Annotated in this window: 19 protein-coding genes; 8 read left to right on the top strand and 11 right to left on the bottom strand. The window is 59.6% G+C overall.

What is annotated here, in order from left to right; genetic code table 11:
- Positions 1 to 62: 62 nt before the first annotated feature.
- Positions 63 to 821 (bottom strand): hypothetical protein, encoded by a 759-nt coding sequence (locus tag KBP52_RS24910; RefSeq protein WP_077574320.1) that lies wholly within the window; start codon positions 819 to 821, stop codon positions 63 to 65.
- A 342-nt stretch (positions 822 to 1163) separates the two neighbouring features.
- Between KBP52_RS24910 and KBP52_RS24905 the strand changes: the two genes are divergently transcribed.
- The gene (locus tag KBP52_RS24905) at positions 1164 to 1439 is read left to right on the top strand and encodes a hypothetical protein (RefSeq protein ID WP_212621178.1); all 276 of its coding nucleotides are present in this window, start codon (positions 1164 to 1166) and stop codon (positions 1437 to 1439) included.
- Positions 1440 to 1699: 260 nt separating this feature from the next.
- Positions 1700 to 2329, top strand: a complete 630-nt coding sequence (locus tag KBP52_RS24900) for a flavin reductase family protein (protein WP_212621177.1) — start codon at positions 1700 to 1702, stop codon at positions 2327 to 2329.
- 4 nt (positions 2330 to 2333) lie between these two features.
- Here the strand turns inward: KBP52_RS24900 and KBP52_RS24895 are convergent, their stop codons facing one another.
- Together KBP52_RS24895 and KBP52_RS24890 are read right to left on the bottom strand one after the other, a co-directional pair.
- Positions 2334 to 2576: a hypothetical protein gene (locus KBP52_RS24895; protein ID WP_077574323.1), complete on the bottom strand. Its 243-nt coding sequence runs from the start codon at positions 2574 to 2576 to the stop codon at positions 2334 to 2336.
- A 44-nt stretch (positions 2577 to 2620) separates the two neighbouring features.
- Entirely contained in the window at positions 2621 to 2974 is a 354-nt protein-coding gene (locus KBP52_RS24890) for an antibiotic biosynthesis monooxygenase family protein (RefSeq protein WP_038366796.1), read from the bottom strand.
- A gap of 338 nt (positions 2975 to 3312) precedes the next feature.
- On the opposite strand from KBP52_RS24890, the gene KBP52_RS24885 reads away from it, so the two are divergent.
- Positions 3313 to 4242, top strand: coding sequence for an AraC family transcriptional regulator (locus KBP52_RS24885; RefSeq protein WP_212621176.1), 930 nt, complete (start codon positions 3313 to 3315; stop codon positions 4240 to 4242).
- Between the two features lie 654 nt (positions 4243 to 4896).
- On the opposite strand, the gene KBP52_RS24880 is transcribed toward KBP52_RS24885, so the two are convergent.
- Both KBP52_RS24880 and KBP52_RS24875 read right to left on the bottom strand, forming a co-directional pair.
- Positions 4897 to 6345: an aldehyde dehydrogenase family protein gene (locus KBP52_RS24880; protein ID WP_212623159.1), complete on the bottom strand. Its 1449-nt coding sequence runs from the start codon at positions 6343 to 6345 to the stop codon at positions 4897 to 4899.
- Positions 6345 to 7982: a 5-guanidino-2-oxopentanoate decarboxylase gene (locus KBP52_RS24875; protein WP_212621175.1), complete on the bottom strand. Its 1638-nt coding sequence runs from the start codon at positions 7980 to 7982 to the stop codon at positions 6345 to 6347. Before KBP52_RS24875 ends, KBP52_RS24880 begins: the two co-directional genes overlap by 1 nt.
- 228 nt (positions 7983 to 8210) lie before the next feature.
- Here KBP52_RS24875 and KBP52_RS24870 point away from each other — a divergent pair, with 228 nt between their 5' ends.
- Positions 8211 to 9092 (top strand): LysR substrate-binding domain-containing protein, encoded by an 882-nt coding sequence (locus KBP52_RS24870; RefSeq protein WP_212621174.1) that lies wholly within the window; start codon positions 8211 to 8213, stop codon positions 9090 to 9092.
- 326 nt (positions 9093 to 9418) lie between these two features.
- On the opposite strand, the gene KBP52_RS24865 is transcribed toward KBP52_RS24870, so the two are convergent.
- A complete protein-coding gene (locus KBP52_RS24865; RefSeq protein ID WP_212621173.1) occupies positions 9419 to 10033 on the bottom strand; it encodes an NAD(P)-dependent oxidoreductase in 615 nt (204 codons plus the stop codon).
- Between the two features lie 46 nt (positions 10034 to 10079).
- Positions 10080 to 10958 (bottom strand): MBL fold metallo-hydrolase, encoded by an 879-nt coding sequence (locus KBP52_RS24860; RefSeq protein WP_212621172.1) that lies wholly within the window; start codon positions 10956 to 10958, stop codon positions 10080 to 10082.
- 114 nt (positions 10959 to 11072) lie between these two features.
- On the opposite strand from KBP52_RS24860, the gene KBP52_RS24855 reads away from it, so the two are divergent.
- Positions 11073 to 11978: a LysR family transcriptional regulator gene (locus tag KBP52_RS24855; protein WP_212621171.1), complete on the top strand. Its 906-nt coding sequence runs from the start codon at positions 11073 to 11075 to the stop codon at positions 11976 to 11978.
- 219 nt (positions 11979 to 12197) lie between these two features.
- Positions 12198 to 12374 carry a hypothetical protein gene (locus KBP52_RS24850; protein ID WP_176091768.1) on the top strand — a complete coding sequence of 59 codons (177 nt, stop codon included), beginning with the start codon at positions 12198 to 12200 and terminating at the stop codon, positions 12372 to 12374.
- Positions 12375 to 12492: 118 nt separating this feature from the next.
- Here the strand turns inward: KBP52_RS24850 and KBP52_RS24845 are convergent, their stop codons facing one another.
- On the bottom strand, positions 12493 to 13377 hold the full coding sequence (locus KBP52_RS24845; RefSeq protein WP_212621170.1) for a helix-turn-helix domain-containing protein: 885 nt from the start codon (positions 13375 to 13377) through the stop codon (positions 12493 to 12495).
- Between the two features lie 177 nt (positions 13378 to 13554).
- On the opposite strand from KBP52_RS24845, the gene pobA reads away from it, so the two are divergent.
- The gene (gene pobA, locus KBP52_RS24840) at positions 13555 to 14748 is read left to right on the top strand and encodes a 4-hydroxybenzoate 3-monooxygenase (RefSeq protein WP_212621169.1); all 1194 of its coding nucleotides are present in this window, start codon (positions 13555 to 13557) and stop codon (positions 14746 to 14748) included.
- A gap of 79 nt (positions 14749 to 14827) precedes the next feature.
- Positions 14828 to 16345 (top strand): MDR family MFS transporter, encoded by a 1518-nt coding sequence (locus KBP52_RS24835; protein WP_212621168.1) that lies wholly within the window; start codon positions 14828 to 14830, stop codon positions 16343 to 16345.
- Between the two features lie 124 nt (positions 16346 to 16469).
- On the opposite strand, the gene KBP52_RS24830 is transcribed toward KBP52_RS24835, so the two are convergent.
- From KBP52_RS24830 to KBP52_RS24820, 3 genes are all read right to left on the bottom strand, one after another.
- Positions 16470 to 17318, bottom strand: a complete 849-nt coding sequence (locus tag KBP52_RS24830) for a cache domain-containing protein (RefSeq protein ID WP_077574339.1) — start codon at positions 17316 to 17318, stop codon at positions 16470 to 16472.
- Positions 17319 to 17431: 113 nt separating this feature from the next.
- Positions 17432 to 18286 (bottom strand): ATPase, encoded by an 855-nt coding sequence (locus tag KBP52_RS24825; protein ID WP_116030021.1) that lies wholly within the window; start codon positions 18284 to 18286, stop codon positions 17432 to 17434.
- A gap of 116 nt (positions 18287 to 18402) precedes the next feature.
- Complete coding sequence (locus KBP52_RS24820) at positions 18403 to 19395, bottom strand: NAD-dependent epimerase/dehydratase family protein (protein WP_212621167.1); 993 nt, start codon at positions 19393 to 19395, stop codon at positions 18403 to 18405.
- Between the last annotated feature and the right edge of the window lie 28 nt (positions 19396 to 19423).

Raw genomic sequence — 19423 nt, 5'->3', positions numbered from 1 at the left:
CGACATAAATCCCCTGTGGGAGCGAGCCTGCTCGCGAATGCCTCAACTCGACTTCGGATCAATCAGGACATTTCGGCAGCCGCCCCCTGTCTGCCATACCGCTTCTGCGCATACGAAGCCCCGACAATCATCACCAGCAGAATCCCCGCCAGCACCGCAGAAGAACCGATGGTGCCGAAGTCCAGCCCACCCTTCTCATGGGGCTTGGTCATCAAGTCGCCCAACGTCGCGCCAAACGGCCGGGTCAGCACGAACGCCACCCAGAACAACACCACCGTGGAAATCTTCGTGAAGTACTTCAGCAGCACGACCGCCGCGATGGTCGAGCCGATCAGCAGCGCGCCACCGGCAAAACCCAGCCCTGAATCGTCGGCAAGGTAGTCGCCCAGCGCGGTGCCGAGGGTGTTGGAAAACAGAATCGCCATCCAGTAGAACATCTCGCCGCGGAAGGTCTGCACCTTGCTGACGTTGAGCGAGTCACCGCTCAGACGCCACGCGGCAAAGATCGCCAGCAGGATCGCGATAAGGATCATCGAGCCGGTGGCGTAACCCAGTCCGAGGGTGCGATCCATGAAGTCCGACATGGTCGTGCCGGCGGTACTGGTCGACAGGATCACCAGCCAGTACAGCAATGGTTTGTACGTCTTGGCCATCAACTGCGTGATCAGCGTCAGGACAAACACGCTGATCAGAATCAGCGAGCTCATGGCGTAACCGACGTTAAGGGTCATCGACAGCAAATCGCCCGCGGTTTCCCCCAGGGTCGTCGCGCAGATTTTCATGACCCAGAAGGCCAGGGTGATTTGAGGAAGTTTATTCATCGCAAGCAACGCTCCAGTGTGTGACGGCCGGTTCTTGGTTTTCTGGCCGTGGGCAGACTGGCGTTGCGGCAGTGAAAATGCGGTCGGCAAAGTATGAAAAAACTGTCACACGCGCAAAAACAGCGATTAATCGCTAATTAATGCTGCCCGTTCATTGTGCAATCACCTGATCGATGACCTGCGCGACGCTCGCACCGACGACGAAAGCGAAAATTCTGCGCCGCCCTTAATATCTAGTTAATCGATTGTTTTTAGCATTAATTTGCGCTTTTTAATCAATTTAGTTGGCGTAGCATTAAACCCAAGCAAGACACACCCGCCAACGAATCTGGAGTAACCGACATGAAAACCAAACTGATCCTCGCCCTCACCCTCTCCGTACTGGCCGCCAACACCTTCGCTGCCGACGGCTCGGACAAAACCAAATCCGCCGATTTCATCAACGGCGCCAGCGCCGCGATCGAAACCAGCCACTCGGGCACCTATGCTGCTGACGGTTTTGATAAAACCAACATTGGTAAAGCTGTGGCTGCCGATGGTTTCGACAAGACCAACCTGGGTAAAACGGTCGCTGCTGACGGCTTCGACAAAACCGGTACTGCCGCTGCCATCAGCTAAGTATCAGCAGTCGTCCCACAGCCCGGCCTTGGCCGGGCTTAGTCTTTTCTGGGGCATGACAATCTCTGAACTCCACACAAATCCCTTGTAGGAGTGAGCCTGCTCGCGATAGCGGTGGGTCAGTCAAACATCTATCAACTGACACACCGCTATCGCGAGCAGGCTCACTCCTACACGGGGTTTTGCGTCTGGCTGGAAATATGCGGGGCGTCCTTGCACTATGGCTGCATCCGAAACTCAGCCTCAGGAATTCACCCACCATGCCCGATGACATCCACTTCTACGAACCCGCCAACGGCCACGGTCTGCCCCACGATCCGTTCAACGCCATCGTCGGTCCGCGCCCGATCGGTTGGATTTCTTCGCAGGATGCCGACGGCCGCTTGAACCTGGCGCCGTACAGTTTCTTCAACGCCTTCAACTACATTCCGCCGATCATTGGTTTTTCCAGTGTCGGGCGCAAAGACAGCCTGAACAATATCGAGCAGACCGGCGAATTCGTCTGGAACCTCGCCACCCGCCCGCTGGCCGAACAGATGAACCAGAGCTGCGCGATGGTCGCGCCTGAGGTCAATGAATTCGAATTGGCGGGATTGACGACGGTCGCGTCAAAAGTGATTTCGGTGCCACGGGTCGCCGAAAGTCCGGTGTCCTTCGAATGCAAGGTCACGCAGATCATTCAGTTGCAGCGTGCCGATGGCGAGACGGTGCCGAGCTGGCTGGTCCTCGGCGAAGTGGTCGCCGTTCACATTGCCAAGTGGCTGTTGAAGGACGGCATCTACGACACCGCCGCGGCAGAACCGATTCTGCGCGGCGGCGGGCCGGCGGATTATTTCCAGCTGGGGCCTGAGGCCCTGTTCAAGATGTGGCGTCCGGGTGCCAACAAGTAACGCGTTACCAGATCAATTCGGCGTCGTCAGTGACGCCCTTGAGGTTATCCAGCTCATTGATCGCCGCTTCATCGGCGGCAATGGCGCCGGGGAAGATCTGGTCATTCAGCAGTTTGTGAAAGCGTGGTGCGCCGCCATCGACTAGGGCCTTGACCGCGATTGCCGCGTGATAGCCCTTGTTGCCGCCCAACTCGACGGGGACGACTGCGGAAACTGCTTCGAAGTGTTCGAACTCTTTACGTGCCATGTCACACATCCCGGCTCAGACAAATTAAGCCGGACATTAAACCCTCAACCGACGAGTTTGTGTACCGGCGCCGGGCATTGGCCGAGGGCTTGTGCCGCCGACACGTCCTTGAAGGTGTGGAAGTCGAGGCTGTTGACCACCAGTTCCTGCACCAGCTCGGCGAAGATTTCCATCGACGGGCTGTTGAAATAGTTGGTCATCATTTGCTGGCTGCTCCAGAACCCGGAGACCAGCCACAACTCGGGATCACACTGCGAATGCTGCAAGGCAAAGCTCAGGCAACCGGGGGCGGCGCGGGACGGATCGATCAACGCACTGAGGCGCACACCGAGTTCCGCCGAACGCCCGGCGCGCGCTCGAACGAAGGCCATATGACTGACGGGAATCTGCTTGGACATGTTCAACCCTCCCAGGGAGTCGCGTGGCAGCCGGGGGACGGGCTGCGACAGGATCAAAGGTTAAGGGCCTGACGCCCGCCGCCGTTAGTCGATTCCTGCCGCCGCGTTGCACAATCCTGCGAGACTGCACGCAGAACCTGTAACAACCTGTAAAACGGCGTCACACGGTTGTCATACGGCGTATCAAGCAAGTTTGCCACTCTGCGTCCTGCTATGGCTGGGCATGCCCATAAGCCCAAGCAGAATCAGGCAAGCATTTCGCAGGATGTGTCTACCGCTGACGCTTGCACAAACATATGCTCTGCTCCATTCCACCTCCCCTGCCGAGGATGCCGTGCATGACGTCATTCAATCGTTTTCAAGCCGAACCCAGCGCTGACATGGAAAAACAGCGCGCGGAACTGGCGGCGATCATTCGCCGCAACACCACCGACGATGGCAGCTACGAGACCGCCATCGGCTCGCTGTTCATGTCGCGCCACACCCAGTCCCACGACTTCGCCCCGGTGCTCGCGCAACCGGCGCTGTGCATCATGGCGCAGGGACGCAAAGAGGTGCGGCTGGCCGACGAGTACTTCAATTACGATCCGCTGAATTATCTGGTGGTGTCGGTTTCGATGCCGCTGAGCGGGCGCGTGGTCAACGTATCGCCGGAGGATCCGATCCTCGCCGTGCGCCTGGACATCGACCCGACCGAAATCACCGCACTGATCGCCGACGCAGGTCCCATGGGTGTACCAACCCGGCCAACCGGGCGTGGTTTGTATGTCGAGAAGATCGACAGTTCGATGCTCGATGCGGTGTTGCGTCTGGCGCGTCTGCTCGATGCGCCGAAAGACATCGCCATGCTCGCGCCGCTGATTCGCCGGGAGATTCTTTATCGCCTGCTGCGCAGTCCGCAGGGGCATCGCTTGTATGAAATCGCGATTGCCAACAGTCAGAGTCATCGCATCAGCCAGGCGATCAAATGGTTGAACGGCAACTTTGAACAGCCATTGCGCATTGATGATCTGGCCAAGGAAGTGAATCTGAGTGTGTCGACCTTGCATCACCGGTTTAAGGCGATGACGGCGATGAGTCCGTTGCAATATCAGAAGCAGTTGCGCTTGCAGGAAGCGCGGCGGTTGATGTTGGCGGAGGGGCTGGAAGCGTCGGCGGCGGGGTATCGGGTGGGGTATGAGAGTCCGTCGCAGTTCAGCCGTGAGTACAGCCGTTTGTTTGGTGCGCCGCCGTTGCGGGATTTGGCGCGGTTGCGGCTTTCGGTGTGACCGCTAGAAGCCCCTCACCCTAACCCTCTCCCAGAGGGAGAGGGGACTGATTGGGGGATATTGAAGAGATTCACCGACTTGAACGATTGGCTTTGAATCCATAATCAACTCGATTTTTCAGATCGATGGACAGCGCCAGACACCTCGGTCGGCTCCCTCTACCTCCGGGAGAGGGCTGGGGTGAGGGTCGGCTTTCCAAGTGCTTTGACCAATCCATAATCGACCGGATTTTTCAGGTCGATGTACAGCGCCAGACACCTCGGTCGGCTCCCTCTACCTCCGGAAGAGGGCTGGGGTGAGGGTCGGCTTTCCAAGTGCTTTGACGAATCCATAATCGACTGGATTTTTCAGGTCGATGGACAGCGCCAGACACCTCGGTCGGCTCCCTCTACCTCCGGGAGAGGGCTGGGGTGAAGGTCGGCTTTCCAAGTGCTTTGACCAATCCATAATCGACTGGATTTTTCAGGTCGATGGACAGCGCCAGACACCTCGGTCGGCTCCCTCTCCCTCCGGGAGAGGGCTGGGGTGAGGGTCGGCTTTCCAAGTGCTTTGACCAATCCATAATCGACCGGATTTTTCAGGTCGATGGACAGCGCCAGACACTTCGGTCGGCTCCCTCTCCCTCTGGGAGAGGGCTGGGGTGAGGGTCGGCTTTTACACCGCCCGGATCACATGCTTGATCTCCTGAAACGCCGCCAACCCCCAAGGCCCCAGCTCGCGGCCAATACTGCTCTGCTTGTACCCGCCCCACGCCGCCTGCGGGAAAATCACTTGCGGTGCATTGATCCATACCATCCCCGCCTGCAAGGCATTGGCCACGCGGTCCGCCGCAGCAGCATCGCTCGTCACCACACTGGCTACCAAACCAAACGGCGTGTCATTGGCCAAGGCAATCGCCTGTGCTTCAGTGGCGAAACTGCGCACACACAACACCGGCCCGAAAATTTCTTCACACCACAGCGCGCTGTCCAGCGGCACGTCGGTAAACACGGTCGGCTGCAAGAAATAGCCGCGCGGCAGATCCGTCGGGCGATTGCCGCCGCAGATCAATCGCGCACCCGCGCTGAGCCCACGGTCGATGTGCCCAAGCACTCGCTGGTACTGCGCCTGATTGACCAGCGCGCCCATTTCCACGTCCGGGTCAAACGGATCGGCAACCCGAATCGCTTGTGCACGCTTGTGCAAACGGCGGAGGAATTCCTCTTCCAGCTTATCAGCCACCAGCACACGGCTGGTCGCCGAACACATCTGCCCGGCGTTGAAAAATGCGCCGCCACAGGCCAGCTCAACCGCCAGATCGAGATCTGCATCCGCCAACACCAGCAGCGAAGATTTACCGCCCAATTCCAGGCTGACGCCCTTCACCGTTTCCGCCGCACGCTGCATCACTTGCACGCCGACTGCGTTGCTGCCGGTAAAGGAGATTTTGGCGATGCGCGGATCCGCCGACAATGGCGCACCGACCGCCAGTCCTGTGCCGCAGACAAGATTGAACACGCCGTTTGGCAGACCCGATTCCGCGATGATCGCCGCCAGCTCCAGCTCCGGCAGCGGTGTCACTTCCGACGGCTTGAGCACCACGCAGCAACCCGCCGCCAACGCCGGTGCAAGCTTCCACGCCGTGGTGACCATGGGGAAATTCCACGGCACGATCAGCCCGACCACTCCGCACGGTTCGCGGCGCAGACGTGCGCTGAAATCATCGCTGGGCAGCGGCACGTTGCTGTCCTGTTGGGCGTCGAGGCCTTCGGCGAGTTCGGCGTAATACTCGAACGTGGCGATCACATCGTCGACGTCGATGGCCGCTTCGAACTGCGGTTTGCCGTTGTTGCTCGATTGCAGACTCATCAAATGATCGCGTCCGTTACGCACGCCATTGGCGATGTTGCGCAGGATTGCGCCGCGCTCGGCACCGCTGGTTTGCGACCAGCTCTTGAAGGCTTCGCTAGCGGCCGCAACGGCTTGATCGACCGCGTGTTCGTCACCGCCATTGACCGTGGTCAGCAGCGCTTCGGTGGCCGGGTTGATCACCCGCAGGTGTTCGCGGCCGGCCGACCATTGGCCGTTGATGTAGAGGCCGTCGAGTGTGGTCGGGAAACTGATCATTGCGCCACCGCCTGCATCCACTGGGTCTGGTCGATTTCAATCAGGGTCGGGCCCTGACGATCGCTTGCACTACGCAACGCGCTGCGCAGTTGTTCGATGCTGCTGATAGCTTCAGCCGCGCAGCCGAGGCCCTTGGCTACAGCGACAAAATCCGGGGTGTAGATGTCGACGCCGACCGGCTCGATGGCGCGGTTGACCATGTACTTCTTGATCTCTTCGTAGCCCTGGTTATTCCACAGCAGGACGATCACCGGCACCCGCGCTTCGACGGCGCTGGCCAGTTCCGGCAGGGTGAATTGCAGGCCGCCGTCGCCGATCAGGCACACCACCGGTGGCCGCGCACCTTGGTCGGTTTGACCGCCGAGCCAGGCGCCAATCGCTGCCGGCAAGGCGTAGCCGAGCGTGCCGTAGCCGGTCGAGGCATTGAACCAGCGGCGCGGGTGATCCGGGTTGAACGTCAGGTTGCCGGTGTACACCGGTTGCGTCGAGTCGCCGACGAACACGGCGTTGGGCAGCTCATCAAGTACGGTGTCGAGGAAACGGGTTTGCGCGAGGGTCGGTGCATCCCAGCTTGCCGCCAGTTCAGCGCGCAGTTTGCCGGCGCGGGCCTGGCCCCAATCGCTGCTGCGCTCGCCGAGTTTTTCCGGCGACAGCGCATCCAGCAAGGCCTGCGCGGCGTTGCGCGCATCGGCCACCAGTGCCAGGTGCGGCGGGTAGTTGCGCACGGTCTGATCGGCGTCGATATCGATGCGCAACAGTTTGCCGGGAATCTCGAAACCACCGGCGAAGGTCACGTCGTAATCGGTTTCGGCCAGTTCGGTGCCGATCGCCAGTACTACATCGGCATCGGCGACCAGCGCGCGGGTGGCAACCAGCGTCTGGGTCGAGCCGATCAGCAGCGGATGGTTGCCCGGCAGCATGCCTTTGGCATTGATCGTCAGCGCCACCGGAGCGTCGAGCAACTCGGCAAGTCTGGTCAGCTCTGGCGCTGCGTCGATGGCACCGCCGCCAGCCAGAATCAGCGGACGTCTGGCTTCAGCCAGCAGCTCGCTCATGCGTTTGACGGCCGCTGGCGCAGCGCCGGCGCGGTCGATATTGACCGGTACGCTGGCGAGCAATTCATCGGCGTTTTCGACCAGCACGTCCAACGGAATTTCGATGTGTACCGGACGTGGGCGACCGGCCTGAAACAAGGCAAAAGCACGTGCCAGCACTACCGGCAATTCAGCGGCGGACATCAAGGTATGCGAGAACGCCGCAACACCTGCGACCAGTGCGCTCTGATTCGGCAATTCATGCAGCTTGCCGCGCCCACCGCCCAACTGACTGCGCGATTGCACGCTGGAGATCACCAGCATCGGGATCGAGTCGGCGTAAGCCTGGCCCATCGCCGTGGTGATGTTGGTCATGCCCGGCCCGGTAATGATGAAGCACACGCCCGGTTTGCCACTGGTGCGCGCGTAGCCGTCAGCCATGAAACCGGCGCCCTGCTCATGCCGTGGGGTGACGTGGTTGATGCTCGAACGGGCCAGCCCGCGATACAACTCCACGGTGTGCACGCCGGGAATGCTGAATACCTGCTCGACCCCATAATCCTCGAGTAACTTGACCAGTACTTCGCCACACGTCGCCATGTCGATTGCCCTTCTTGTTCGCTGAAGACACCGAACCAATGTGGGAGCGAGCCTGCTCGCGAAAGCGTCGGATCAGCCAACATCTTTGTTGAATATGAAACCGCTTTCGCGAGCAGGCTCGCTCCCACAGGGTCCGTGGAATGGCTTCATTGGAACGGTCGGCAGGTAGCGGCAACAATCGATTAAAAGTCATACTAGCCATGTCCTCACGTCATACCTTGGATCCCCATGAAACGCCTGCCTCCCCTCCCCGCCCTGCATACGTTTCTGATCACCGCGCAGTGCTGCAACTTCACCCGGGCCGCCGAGCAGTTGCACATCACCCAGGGCGCGGTGAGCCGGCAGATCGCCGGGCTGGAGGCGCATCTCGGTTATCCGCTGTTCATCCGCCTGGCCCGTGGCCTGGCGCTGACCGCCGAAGGACGTGAATGGCTACCCCGTGTGGAAAAAGTCTTCGGCCTGATCAGCGAAGCCACCGAGCAAATCGGCCTGCAGCGCGAAACCCTGCAACTCAAAGCGCCGAGCTGCGTGATGCGCTGGCTGCTGCCGCGCTTGCTGCAATGGCAGAAAGAACGCCCGGACGTGCCGGTAAAACTCACCGCCTCGCTGCAACACGGCGTGGACTTTCAGCGCGAGCAATTTGATGCCGCGGTGATCTACGGCCCGCCGCCAGACAACTCGCCGGGCGCGCTGCACCTGTTCGACGAGCAACTGACGCCGGTGTGTTCGCCGCTGTTGCTCAAGGGCTCACCGGCTCTGTATACGCCGGCGGATCTACAACAGCATCTGTTGCTGCACCCCACTCACGATATTCAGGATTGGTCGGTGTGGCTGAACGCGGCTGAGCTGCGGCTGAACAACATCGGCAGCGGCCAGCATTTCGAAACGCTGGATCAGGCGATGTCGATGGCGTCGCACGGAACGGGGGTGGCGATCGGCGATTGGTCGTTGATTGGTGATGACTTGCGCGCGGGGCGGCTGGTGATGCCGTTCGAGTTGAAGGTGAAGACGGGGCTGGCGTATTACGTAGTTTTGCCGCCGGGGATTGAGGCTTCGCCGCAGCTTGAGGAATTGATGATCTGGTTGGTTGAGCAGGCGCATTTGCGGTGAGGCTTTTTTCCCTCACCCTAACCCTCTCCCAGAGGGAGAGGGGACTGACCGGGGGATATTGAAGAGGTTCAGCGACCTGAACGATTGGCTTTGAATCCATAATCGACTGGACTTTTCAGGTCGATGTACAGCGCCAGACACCTCGGTCGGCTCCCTCTCCCAAGGGAGAGGGGACTGACCGGGGATATTGAAGAGGTTCAGCGACCTGAACGATTGGCTTTGAATCCATAATCGACTGGAATTTTCAGGTCGATGTACAACGCCAGACACCTCGGTCGGCTCCCTCTCCCTCCGGGAGAGGGCTGGGGTGAGGGTAAAGCTGTATATCAATACCCGACAGTAAACCGCTGACGCGAATGCTTCGGCGTTTCCACTTCGTTGATCAACGCAATCGCGTAATCGGCAAAAGTAATCCAGCTACGCCCTTCGGCACTCACCAGCAAATGATCCTGGCCGACACGGAAACTCCCCGTGCGCTCCCCTTCGACAAACTCTGCCGACGGCGACAGAAAGGTCCAGTCCAGTTCTTTCTCCAGACGCAACGCCTCAAGAAACGCCGCACCGGCACTGGCTTCAGCTTTGTACTCCGCCGGGAAACCCGCACTGTCGATCACTCGCGTATCGTCCGGCAGCAACAGCGAACCGGCACCGCCGACCACCAGCAAACGCTGCACACCGGCGTGCTTCACTGGCCCAACAATAGCGCTCGCAGGAACGGTAGCGAAGTGCGCAGCGGTGATCACCACATCGTGACCGGCCACCGCGTCCTGCAACGCGGCCGAATCCAGCACATCGACATTCTTGCTGACCACACCGGCACGCGCGCCGATCTTCGAGGTGTCGCGGGCGATAGCAGTAACGCTATGGCCGCGACGCAGGGCTTCTTCCAGCAGTTGGCTACCGGCGCGGCCGGTGGCACCAATGATTGCGATCTTGCTCATGACATTCTCCAGTTGGCTTGAGAGTGCTGCGTTTTTCAGAATCGGCTTACCACTGCATTTCGCCCTTGGCGACTTTCGCGCTCAGCTCCAGCGAGCTTTCTTCGCCCAGTTTTGGGTAACGCTTTTTCATCGCGGCGATCAGTGCGGCGGAATCTTTGGCCTTGGCGGTTTCCACGTCAAAAGCCTTAATGTAGTCGGCGGTGAATTTCACGCTGGCCAGCGAACGGCTGCTGTCACCCAAGTAGTGACCCGGCACCACGGTGTTCGGTTTCAGGGTTTCAATAGAGTGCAACGTTTCCAGCCAGTCGGCGTGGGATTGCGCGGTCTGGGTATCGGCCATCCATACGTGGATGTTTTCGGCGACAACCACACCACCGACCACGGCTTTGAGCGACGGGATCCACACAAAACTGCGATCCGGTTGTTTGCCGTCGAGGCCGATGACCTGCAATTTCTGCCCTTCGAGCATCAGGCTGTCGCCCTTGAGCACGCCCGGTACGATGGTTTTCGCCGGAACGTCGGCGCCCATTTTCGGCCCCCAGAAAGCCAGTTTGCCGGCGACGGTTTTGTTGATGTGATCAACGGTCGGTTGCGAAGCCAGCACCTTGGCGTCAGGAAAGGCCTGGGTCAGGGTATCAAGGCCGAAGTAGTAATCCGGGTCACCATGGCTGATGTAGATAGTGGTCAGGTGTTTGCCGCTGGCGCGGATCTTTTCCACGACGTGTTCAGCCTGGGACTTGCCGAATTGCGCATCGACGAGGATTGCGTCTTTCTCGCCGCTGACCAGCACCGAGGTCACCGGGAAAATCGCCTTTGTCCCCGGGTTGTAGACGTCGAGGGTCAGGTTGGCTGCCGCTGCATGCGCGGCAAAACCCAGGGATGCGGTGGCGAGCAGAACGCGTTTGAGTGTGGTGAAGCCGATCATCTGTTGCTCCGGTGTCCGAATGCCGTGTTTGGCGATGGGACAGAGCTTAGTTGCCTGACTCAGTACAAAAAATGCGATGCTTGAACATAGTTTGTTTCTGAAAGCGGGCAAATCATGGATCGTCTCCAAGCAATGCGGGTGTTTGTCACCGTGGTGGATCTGGGCAGTCAGTCGGCTGCGGCTGATCATCTGGACCTTTCGCGGCCGGTGGTTTCACGTTATCTGGCGGAGCTGGAAGACTGGGTCGGCGCGCGGCTGATGCACCGCACCACGCGCAAGTTGAGCCTGACCGCCGCCGGCAGTGAAATCCTGCCGCGTTGCCGACAGATGATCGAACTGTCGACGGACATGCAGGCCGCCGTCAGCGAACCCCACGACGCCCCGCGCGGCTTGCTGCGGATCAGCGTCAGCACCTCGTTCGGGCAGGCGCAACTGGCCGATGCGATGGCTGCTTACGTCAAGCGCTATCCCGGTGTCAGCATCGATATGCAAATGCTCGACCGCACGGTGAATCTGGTGGATGAACGGATCGATCTGGCAATTCGCACCAGTAACGATCTCGACCCCAACCTGATCGCCCGGCGTCTGACCGTTTGTCGTTCGGTGGTGTGTGCCGCGCCGGCTTATCTGCAAGAGCAAGCGGCGCCGTTACGGGTTGAGGAATTGAGTCGGCATAACTGCCTGACGCACTCCTATTTCGGCAAGAGCCTGTGGCATTTCGAGGAGGATGGCGAACCGGTTTCGGTGCCGGTGCAGGGCAATATCAGCGCCAACGAGGCCAGCACATTATTGCGCGCAACACTGGCCGGTGCCGGGGTGGCGATGTTGCCGACGTATCAGGCCGGGGTGCATATTCACAGCGGTGAACTGGTTCGACTGCTGCCCCATGCCGAACCGCGGCAGATGAGCATCTACGCGGTGTACGCCTCGCGCAAACACATGCCGGCGGCGCTGCGCAGCATGCTGGATTTTCTGGTGCTCAGGTTCCCGGAAAACCCCGAATGGGATATCGGCCTGTAAACCCATTTAACTGTGGGAGCGAGCCTGCTCGCGAAAGCGGTGGGTCAGTCAACACTTGAGTCGAATGACAGGACGCTTTCGCGAGCAGGCTCGCTCCCACAGTGGCTATCGATATGCTGAATGGCCAGTTACAACCTCAAGCACACTCGCTGGCAACTCCCCGCCGCTGACCTATGCTGAAAGTAATACCGCAGGGTATGTCGTTCAGAGGTCAACGCCATGAACATCAAAACAAGAAGGTACTTCGCGATTTTCATCACCTGCGCCGCCACGCTGGCGCTGTACGGCACCGCAGCCTGGCGGGTCGAACAGCAGCGACAGCTACCGCGCGAGTATGCGAGCTGCAACTTCGAGCGGTGCATTCCGCACAATGCCACGCTGAATGCGCTGCGCTGATATTCAACTGTAGGAGTGAGCCTGCTCGCGATAGCGGTGTGTCAGTCAAACTTTATCTGTATGACACACCGCTATCGCGAGCAGGCTCACTCCTACAGGGGTTTTGTGGTGTGAGTGGTTAATGCTCGGCCTTGAGGCTGTCGCGGAAAGCCTTTGGCGATATCCCCACCCGGCGCCGGAACAGGCGCGTGAAGTTGGTTGGGTCGGAAAACCCCAACAACTCCGACATCTCGTAAATCGTCATGCTGGTGTAAGTCAGCAAGCGCTTGGCTTCCAGCAACTGGCGCTCGTGCATGATCTGCAACGCCGGTTGTCCCGCCAGCTCACGGCAGGTGCCGTTGAGGTGCGACACCGAAATCCCCAGTCGATGCGCGAGGTCTTCGACCTTGACGTGCTGGCGATAAGTCTCCTCGACCAACTGGATAAAGCCATTGAGGTATTCGCGCTGACGCTGCGGACGCTGACTGGCTTTGTGCCGCACGATCGCCTGACGGCTGACCCAGACCATGATCACGCTGACCAGCGAATGCATGAGCATTTCCCGCGCCGGCTGGTGGCCGTTGTATTCGGCCTGCAACGCCGAGAACAGGCTGTTGAGGTAATCGCCGTCGTTACCTGCCGGGTAGTTGTCTGCGCTGGCCAGCGCATGTACCGAATCGCCCAGTTGCGCCTGCAAGTGGTTGATCAGCGGTGTGGCGAGAGTAACGATGAACCCTTCGACGTCTTCGGAAAAACGAAAGCCGTGCACCGATAACGGTGGCAGCACTTGGATGGCCGGGGTGTCGAGTTGCGTGCGTTGCCCTTCGATCTCAAGCTCTGCCTGACCTTTGAAGACGAAGAGTAACTGGCACAAATCAGCATGGCGGTGGGGTTTGATTTCCCACTCGTGTTCGCGACTGCGGGAGGAAATGGTTTCACAGTGCAGCAAGTCAGGGGTCGGCCAGTCCAGGCTTTCACCGTAGAGCTTGAACACTGGAATCGAAGGCAGCTCAGGCTTGTTCATCACTTCAATCCAGGCCTCGGGGTTGTGGGCGATAATCGCACCGATTGGCAGAATGTACAGGTATCGGCTCAGTTTTCACCTTCAATTGACAGACCCGCAAGGGAAAAATGCAAGCACTCGATCCATAAAAATCATTCACCGGTCTTGGCCGCGTGAAGCTTGCGAGTCATAAAAACAATGAAAACGCTGAAAACCCAAGTCGCCATTATCGGCGCCGGTCCGTCCGGATTGCTCCTCGGCCAGTTGTTGCACAACGCCGGCATCGATACCCTCATCCTCGAACGCCAGACCCCGGATTATGTCCTCGGGCGCATCCGCGCCGGTGTGCTCGAACAGGGCATGGTAGAGCTGTTGCGGCAGGCTGGCGTGAGTCAGCGCATGGACGCCGAAGGACTGGTGCATGGCGGCTTCGATCTGGCCCTGGACGGGCGTCAGGTGCACATCGATCTGCACGCGCTGACCGGTGGCAAGAGCGTGATGATCTACGGCCAGACCGAAGTCACCCGCGACCTGATGGCCGCTCGTCGGGAGGCCGGCGCGCCGACGATTTACCAGGCGAGCAATGTCGTTCCTCACGGCATGAAACGCGACGAAGCCTTTGTCACTTTCGAAAAGGACGGCGAAACCTTTCGCGTCGATTGCGATTACATCGCCGGTTGCGACGGTTTCCACGGTGTCGCTCGGCAGGCGATTCCGGCCGACAGCCTGAAGGTCTTCGAGCGGGTTTATCCGTTTGGCTGGCTGGGCATTCTCGCCGACACGCCGCCGGTGCATGAGGAGTTGGTCTACGCCCGTCACGAACGTGGTTTTGCTTTATGCAGCATGCGTTCAGCAACGCGCACCCGCTATTACCTGCAAGTACCGGCGGATGAAAACGTCGATGACTGGAGCGATCAGCGCTTCTGGGATGAATTGAAAAATCGTCTGCCAGTAGAGCTTGCCGAGAAACTGGTTACCGGCCCTTCGATCGAAAAAAGCATCGCGCCGCTGCGCAGTTTTGTCGTTGAGCCGATGCAGTTCGGGCGGATGTTTCTGGTCGGTGACGCCGCGCATATCGTTCCGCCCACCGGCGCCAAGGGTTTGAATCTGGCGGCGAGTGACGTCAGCACGTTGTTCAATATTCTGCTGAAGGTTTACCGCGACGGGCGCACCGACCTGCTGGAAAAATACTCGGAAATCTGCCTGCGCCGAGTGTGGAAGGCCGAGCGGTTTTCCTGGTGGATGACTTCCATGCTGCATCGTTTCGACGATCACGATGACTTCAGCCAGCGCATCAGCGCCTCGGAACTGGACTACTTTGTCAGTTCAGAAGCAGGGCGAAAAACCATTGCAGAAAATTACGTCGGACTTCCGTACGAGGCTATCGAATAGCTTCCTATCGACTTACACTGGCGAGCATCCCCGCTCGCCTGACGATCTGCGGGACTCTCACTGCCCGCAGGTTTTGCCCGTGACCAATCTCAATCACCCCGAAACGCCCAAACCGGCCATTCGCAGCGTGCTGGTCGCGTTGATGATGGCGATCTTTCTCGGCGCGCTGGATCAAACCATCGTCGCCGTGTCGATGCCGGCCATCTCTGCACAGTTCAAGGACGTCAGCCTGTTGGCCTGGGTAATTTCCGGGTACATGGTCGCGATGACGGTGGCCGTGCCGATCTACGGCAAACTCGGCGACTTGTACGGGCGGCGCAAATTGATGCTGTTCGGCATGGGCCTGTTCACCCTTGCCTCGCTGTTTTGCGGCATGGCGCAGAGCATGGAGCAACTGGTACTGGCGCGGATCCTTCAGGGCATCGGCGCCGGCGGGATGATTTCGGTGAGTCAGGCGATCATCGGCGACATCGTGCCGCCGCGTGAACGCGGGCGTTATCAGGGTTACTTCAGCAGCATGTACGCGGTGGCCAGCGTTGCCGGCCCGGTGCTCGGCGGTTACATGACCGAATACCTGTCGTGGCGCTGGGTGTTTCTGATCAACCTGCCGCTGGGCCTCGGTGCCTGGTGGGTGGCGCGGCGCAATCTGCGTGGCCTGCCGATTCCGCAGCGCAAACCGATCATCGATTATCTCGGCACCTTGCTGATGATCATCGGCCTGACTGCCCTGCTGCTGGGCATTACTCAGGTTGGTCAGGGTCATTCGTGGCGCAGCGCTGAAGTGCTTGGCCTGTTCGCTTGTGCAGTGGTGGTACTGGCGGTGTTTGTCTGGCACGAGCGCCGTGCTCGGGAGCCTTTGCTGCCGATGCACCTGTTTGCCAACCGCAATGCCCTGCTGTGCTGGTGCACGATTTTCTTCACCAGTTTCCAGGCGATTTCCTTGATTGTGTTGATGCCGCTGCGCTTTCAGACCGTGACCGGGGCCGGTGCTGACAGCGCGGCGTTGCACTTGCTGCCATTGGCGATGGGGTTGCCGATTGGTGCATTTTTCGCTGGCCGGCGCACGTCGATTACCGGGCGTTACAAACCACAGATTCTGAGCGGCGCTCTGCTGATGCCGATCGCGATTCTCGGCATGGCATTCAGCCCACCGGAGGCGACGCTGATCAGCGCACTGTTCATGTTGCTCTGCGGTATTTCCAGCGGCATGCAGTTCCCGACTTCGCTGGTCGGTACACAAAATTCGGTGGAGCAACGCGACATCGGCGTAGCGACCAGCACCACCAACCTGTTTCGCTCTCTCGGCGGCGCGGTGGGCGTGGCGTTGATGTCGGCGCTGTTGCTGGCGTTGTTGCAAGATTCGAATTTTGCCCATCTGGCGAGCAGTTCGCTGATGAGCGAGGGGCATTCCGGCAACGTCTTGCTGGATGGTTTGAACGCCGCGCCGGGGGATGCGCAGGACGCCTTGCGGGCGGAATTGCTGGTGACGTTCCGGCATTTGTTGTGGGTGAGTGCGGCGGTGTCGTTGCTCGGGTTGGCGGCAGCGATTGCGATGCCGAACAACCTGCTGCGCGGGCGCGAACACGGCGCCAAATAATTCAAACAACGCAGACCCCTTGTAGGAGTGAGCCTGCTCGCGATGCGGTATGTCAGTCGACATCATCGCTAAATGACACACCGCATCGCGAGCAGGCTCACTCCTACAGGAGAGCGATGTTCATTCAAGGGCTGTAGTAACCGACGGCAACGAGGAAATGCCCGGCCTTCTTCAGGTAGGCATGCTTGTCCTCGACCTTGCCGGTCACCGGGTTTTTCCAGCGATATTCGTACTCACCTTCATCCTGCTTGCCGATCAGCGCCAGAATCGGCTCGCCCACCGGTTTGCCTTCCGGATCCTTGACCTTGCCGAAGTCGGTGTTGATCAAGCGCAGGTTGGTGCCGTGGGCGACGTAGCGCTGGGTATTCAGATCAACGACGAACACGTACAAGTCATCCTGCAAATAGCCACCCTTGAGCGAGTTGATCGCCGTCAACGTACCCTTCTCGTCTTTGCCCAAATCAGTCGCCGCTTTGTCGAGCAATGCCTTTGCCTGCTCCGCCGAGGCTCGCGGCAAGTAATAACCGACCGCCAGAATTCGCTGGCCGATGCGTTGATAAAACACATGCTTGCGCTCGACCTTGCCGTCGGCCCAGTTCTGCCAACGATACTCGGCCTGCTGGATGCCATTGCCTTCCGGCACTTTCAACGCGTCCTTGAAGGTTTTCTGCAAATCCGGCCCGAGCACCTCACTCACGTCACGACCGATCAACGCCGACGAAGGCCCACCGCTGGCGAGCATCACGCCTTTGGTGTCGACGACGAACACGTAGCGATCCTTGTCGACAAACTCGCCTTGGCGGCTGAACGCGGCGAACGCCTTGTCGCCATTGTCGTGGTAGTAGGCCAGGGCTTTTTCCAGCAAGGCAATGGCGGCCTGACTGTCATCCTTGGCGGTGGTGGCGGCGCTGGCCTGGCCGAAACCAGCCAGTAACATCACGCCGAGCCAGGCCACTTTATGCAAAAACCCCATAGCGCATCCCTCGTTCTTGTTGGTGTTTCAAGAGCGTAGACGGCTTGGGGTGATGTACGAGTATTCAGAATGATGCAGGGGATTACAGAATCCCCTGCACTGATCAACAAAGCTTATGGGCGGGAATTGATCTGCTGCTGCAAATTCTGAATCTGCGCCTGAAGGGTGTTGATGTTGCGGGTCATTTGGCCACGGAAGGCATCGAACTCAGCAGTATTGCCGCCGCCCTGCGCGGCTGCCGGGCGGTTGTCCTGTTCGCTTTTGAGCACAACGATTTCCTGCTCAAGACGATCGATCGCCGCGCTCGGGTTGCCCTGCTTTTTCAGTGCAGCGATATCGGCGCCGAGGCTTTTGAACTGCGCATCGAAGGCTTTCAACTGCGTGTCGACCTTGCTGGTGTCGGCCGGTGTGCTTTTCACCGTCGCCAATTCCGCGCTCAAGGCTTTGACCTGCGCTTGCAACTGGGTATTGGCGTTCTGCTGTTCGGTGGTTTGCGCGGTCATCTGCGCCAGGCGTTTGTCCAGATCACTGGCCTGTCCTGCTACGCCTTGCTGCTGTTTGCTCTGATCGAGCAGCTTGCCTTCGAGCTGTTTGATTTGCAGCTTGAGGGCTTCGCTGTCGCTGGTGACGTTGGACTGGCTGGCGACGACCTTGCCGGAAATGTCCTGCAAGCGTCCGGCCGCTTCTTCGCTGATCCGCGCGAAGCTTTCCTGGGTCGCGACCAGTTGCTGCTCCATCAACGAGATCTGCTGGAAACTCCACCAGGCCAGACCGACGAAGGCGAAGAACAGCGCACCGACCAAGGCCCACAATGGCCCGGTGCTCGCGGCCTTGACCTTGACCACCGGCGGCGTGCGCGAGTGTACGGAGGTGCGGGCGGTGGTCGGAATGTCATCGTCGTCGAAGTTGTCGGCACGCAGGCTCGGGACATCATCGAAATCGTCGTGGGCATCATTACGCATGGACATTGAGGCAACCTTTGGGAAACGCGGTGATGGCTAAATGCTGCGAAGTATAACCGCCGCAGCCGCAGGGATTGACCCCCAAGCGGCTACACGGTTCATTGCCGCCCGGCCGAATCGTTTCAACGGATGTCCTGAGCTTTCCACCACGCGCAGAACTCATCCAGCGCCGACCACAGGCTGACTTTCGGATCGTAATCCAGATAATGCCGGGCGCGGCTGATGTCGAGGGTGAAATTTTTTTTCATCACCTGCATGCCCAGGCGCGACAGGGTTGGCTCCGGACGCCCGGGCCAGAGCTTGCACGCCCCTTCGTTGAGCGCCGCGACGCTATAGGCCAGTCCATACGAACGGTACTTGGTGACCTGCGGCACTTCCATTTTGCGCATCACGTAATTGACCACATCCCACAGCGGCACCGGCGCGCCATTGCTGATGTTGTAGGCCTTGCCCAGTGCGGAGCCGGCGGCCAGCAAGCTGCTGAGCAGCGCTTCGTTGAGATTCTGCACACTGGTGAAGTCGACTTTGTTCAGGCCATTGCCGATGATCGCCAGCCGGCCCTTGCGCTGCATGTTGAGCAGGCGCGGGAAAATGCTCATGTCGCCGGCACCGGTAACAAAACGCGGGCGCAGGGCGATGGTTTCCAAGCCGAATTCCTGGGCACCGAAGACCTTTTGCTCGGCCAGGTACTTGGTCGCGGCATAGTGATGCTTGAAGCGCTTGGGCACTTGCTCTTCGGTCAGGTTGAAATGATCGCGACCATCGAAATAGATCGATGGCGACGACAGATGCACCAAACGCCGGACGCGCTGTTTGAGACAGGCTTCGACAACGTTTTCGGTGACCTGCACGTTGCCCTGATGGAAGTCCTGATAGCGCCCCCACAGTCCGACGGCGCCCGCGCAATGCACCACGGCTTCGACGTCCGAGCACAGTTCGCGGACCAGGTCGGGATCGGTCAGATCGCCGGGGACAAACTCGGCACCCCGGCGCACCAGATGTTCGACGCTCTCGGCCCGGCGACCGTTGACCCGCACGTCCAGGCCCTGCTCCAGGGCGAAACGCGCAAAGCGTCCGCCAATGAAGCCGCTTGCGCCGGTGACCAGAATTTTCATGTAAAGCTCCGATGTCTTTCGTTTTGCC

The organism is Pseudomonas sp. SCA2728.1_7 (genome assembly GCF_018138145.1).
Classification (GTDB): domain Bacteria; phylum Pseudomonadota; class Gammaproteobacteria; order Pseudomonadales; family Pseudomonadaceae; genus Aquipseudomonas; species Aquipseudomonas koreensis_A.
This window is presented reverse-complemented; position numbering and strand designations above follow the sequence as displayed.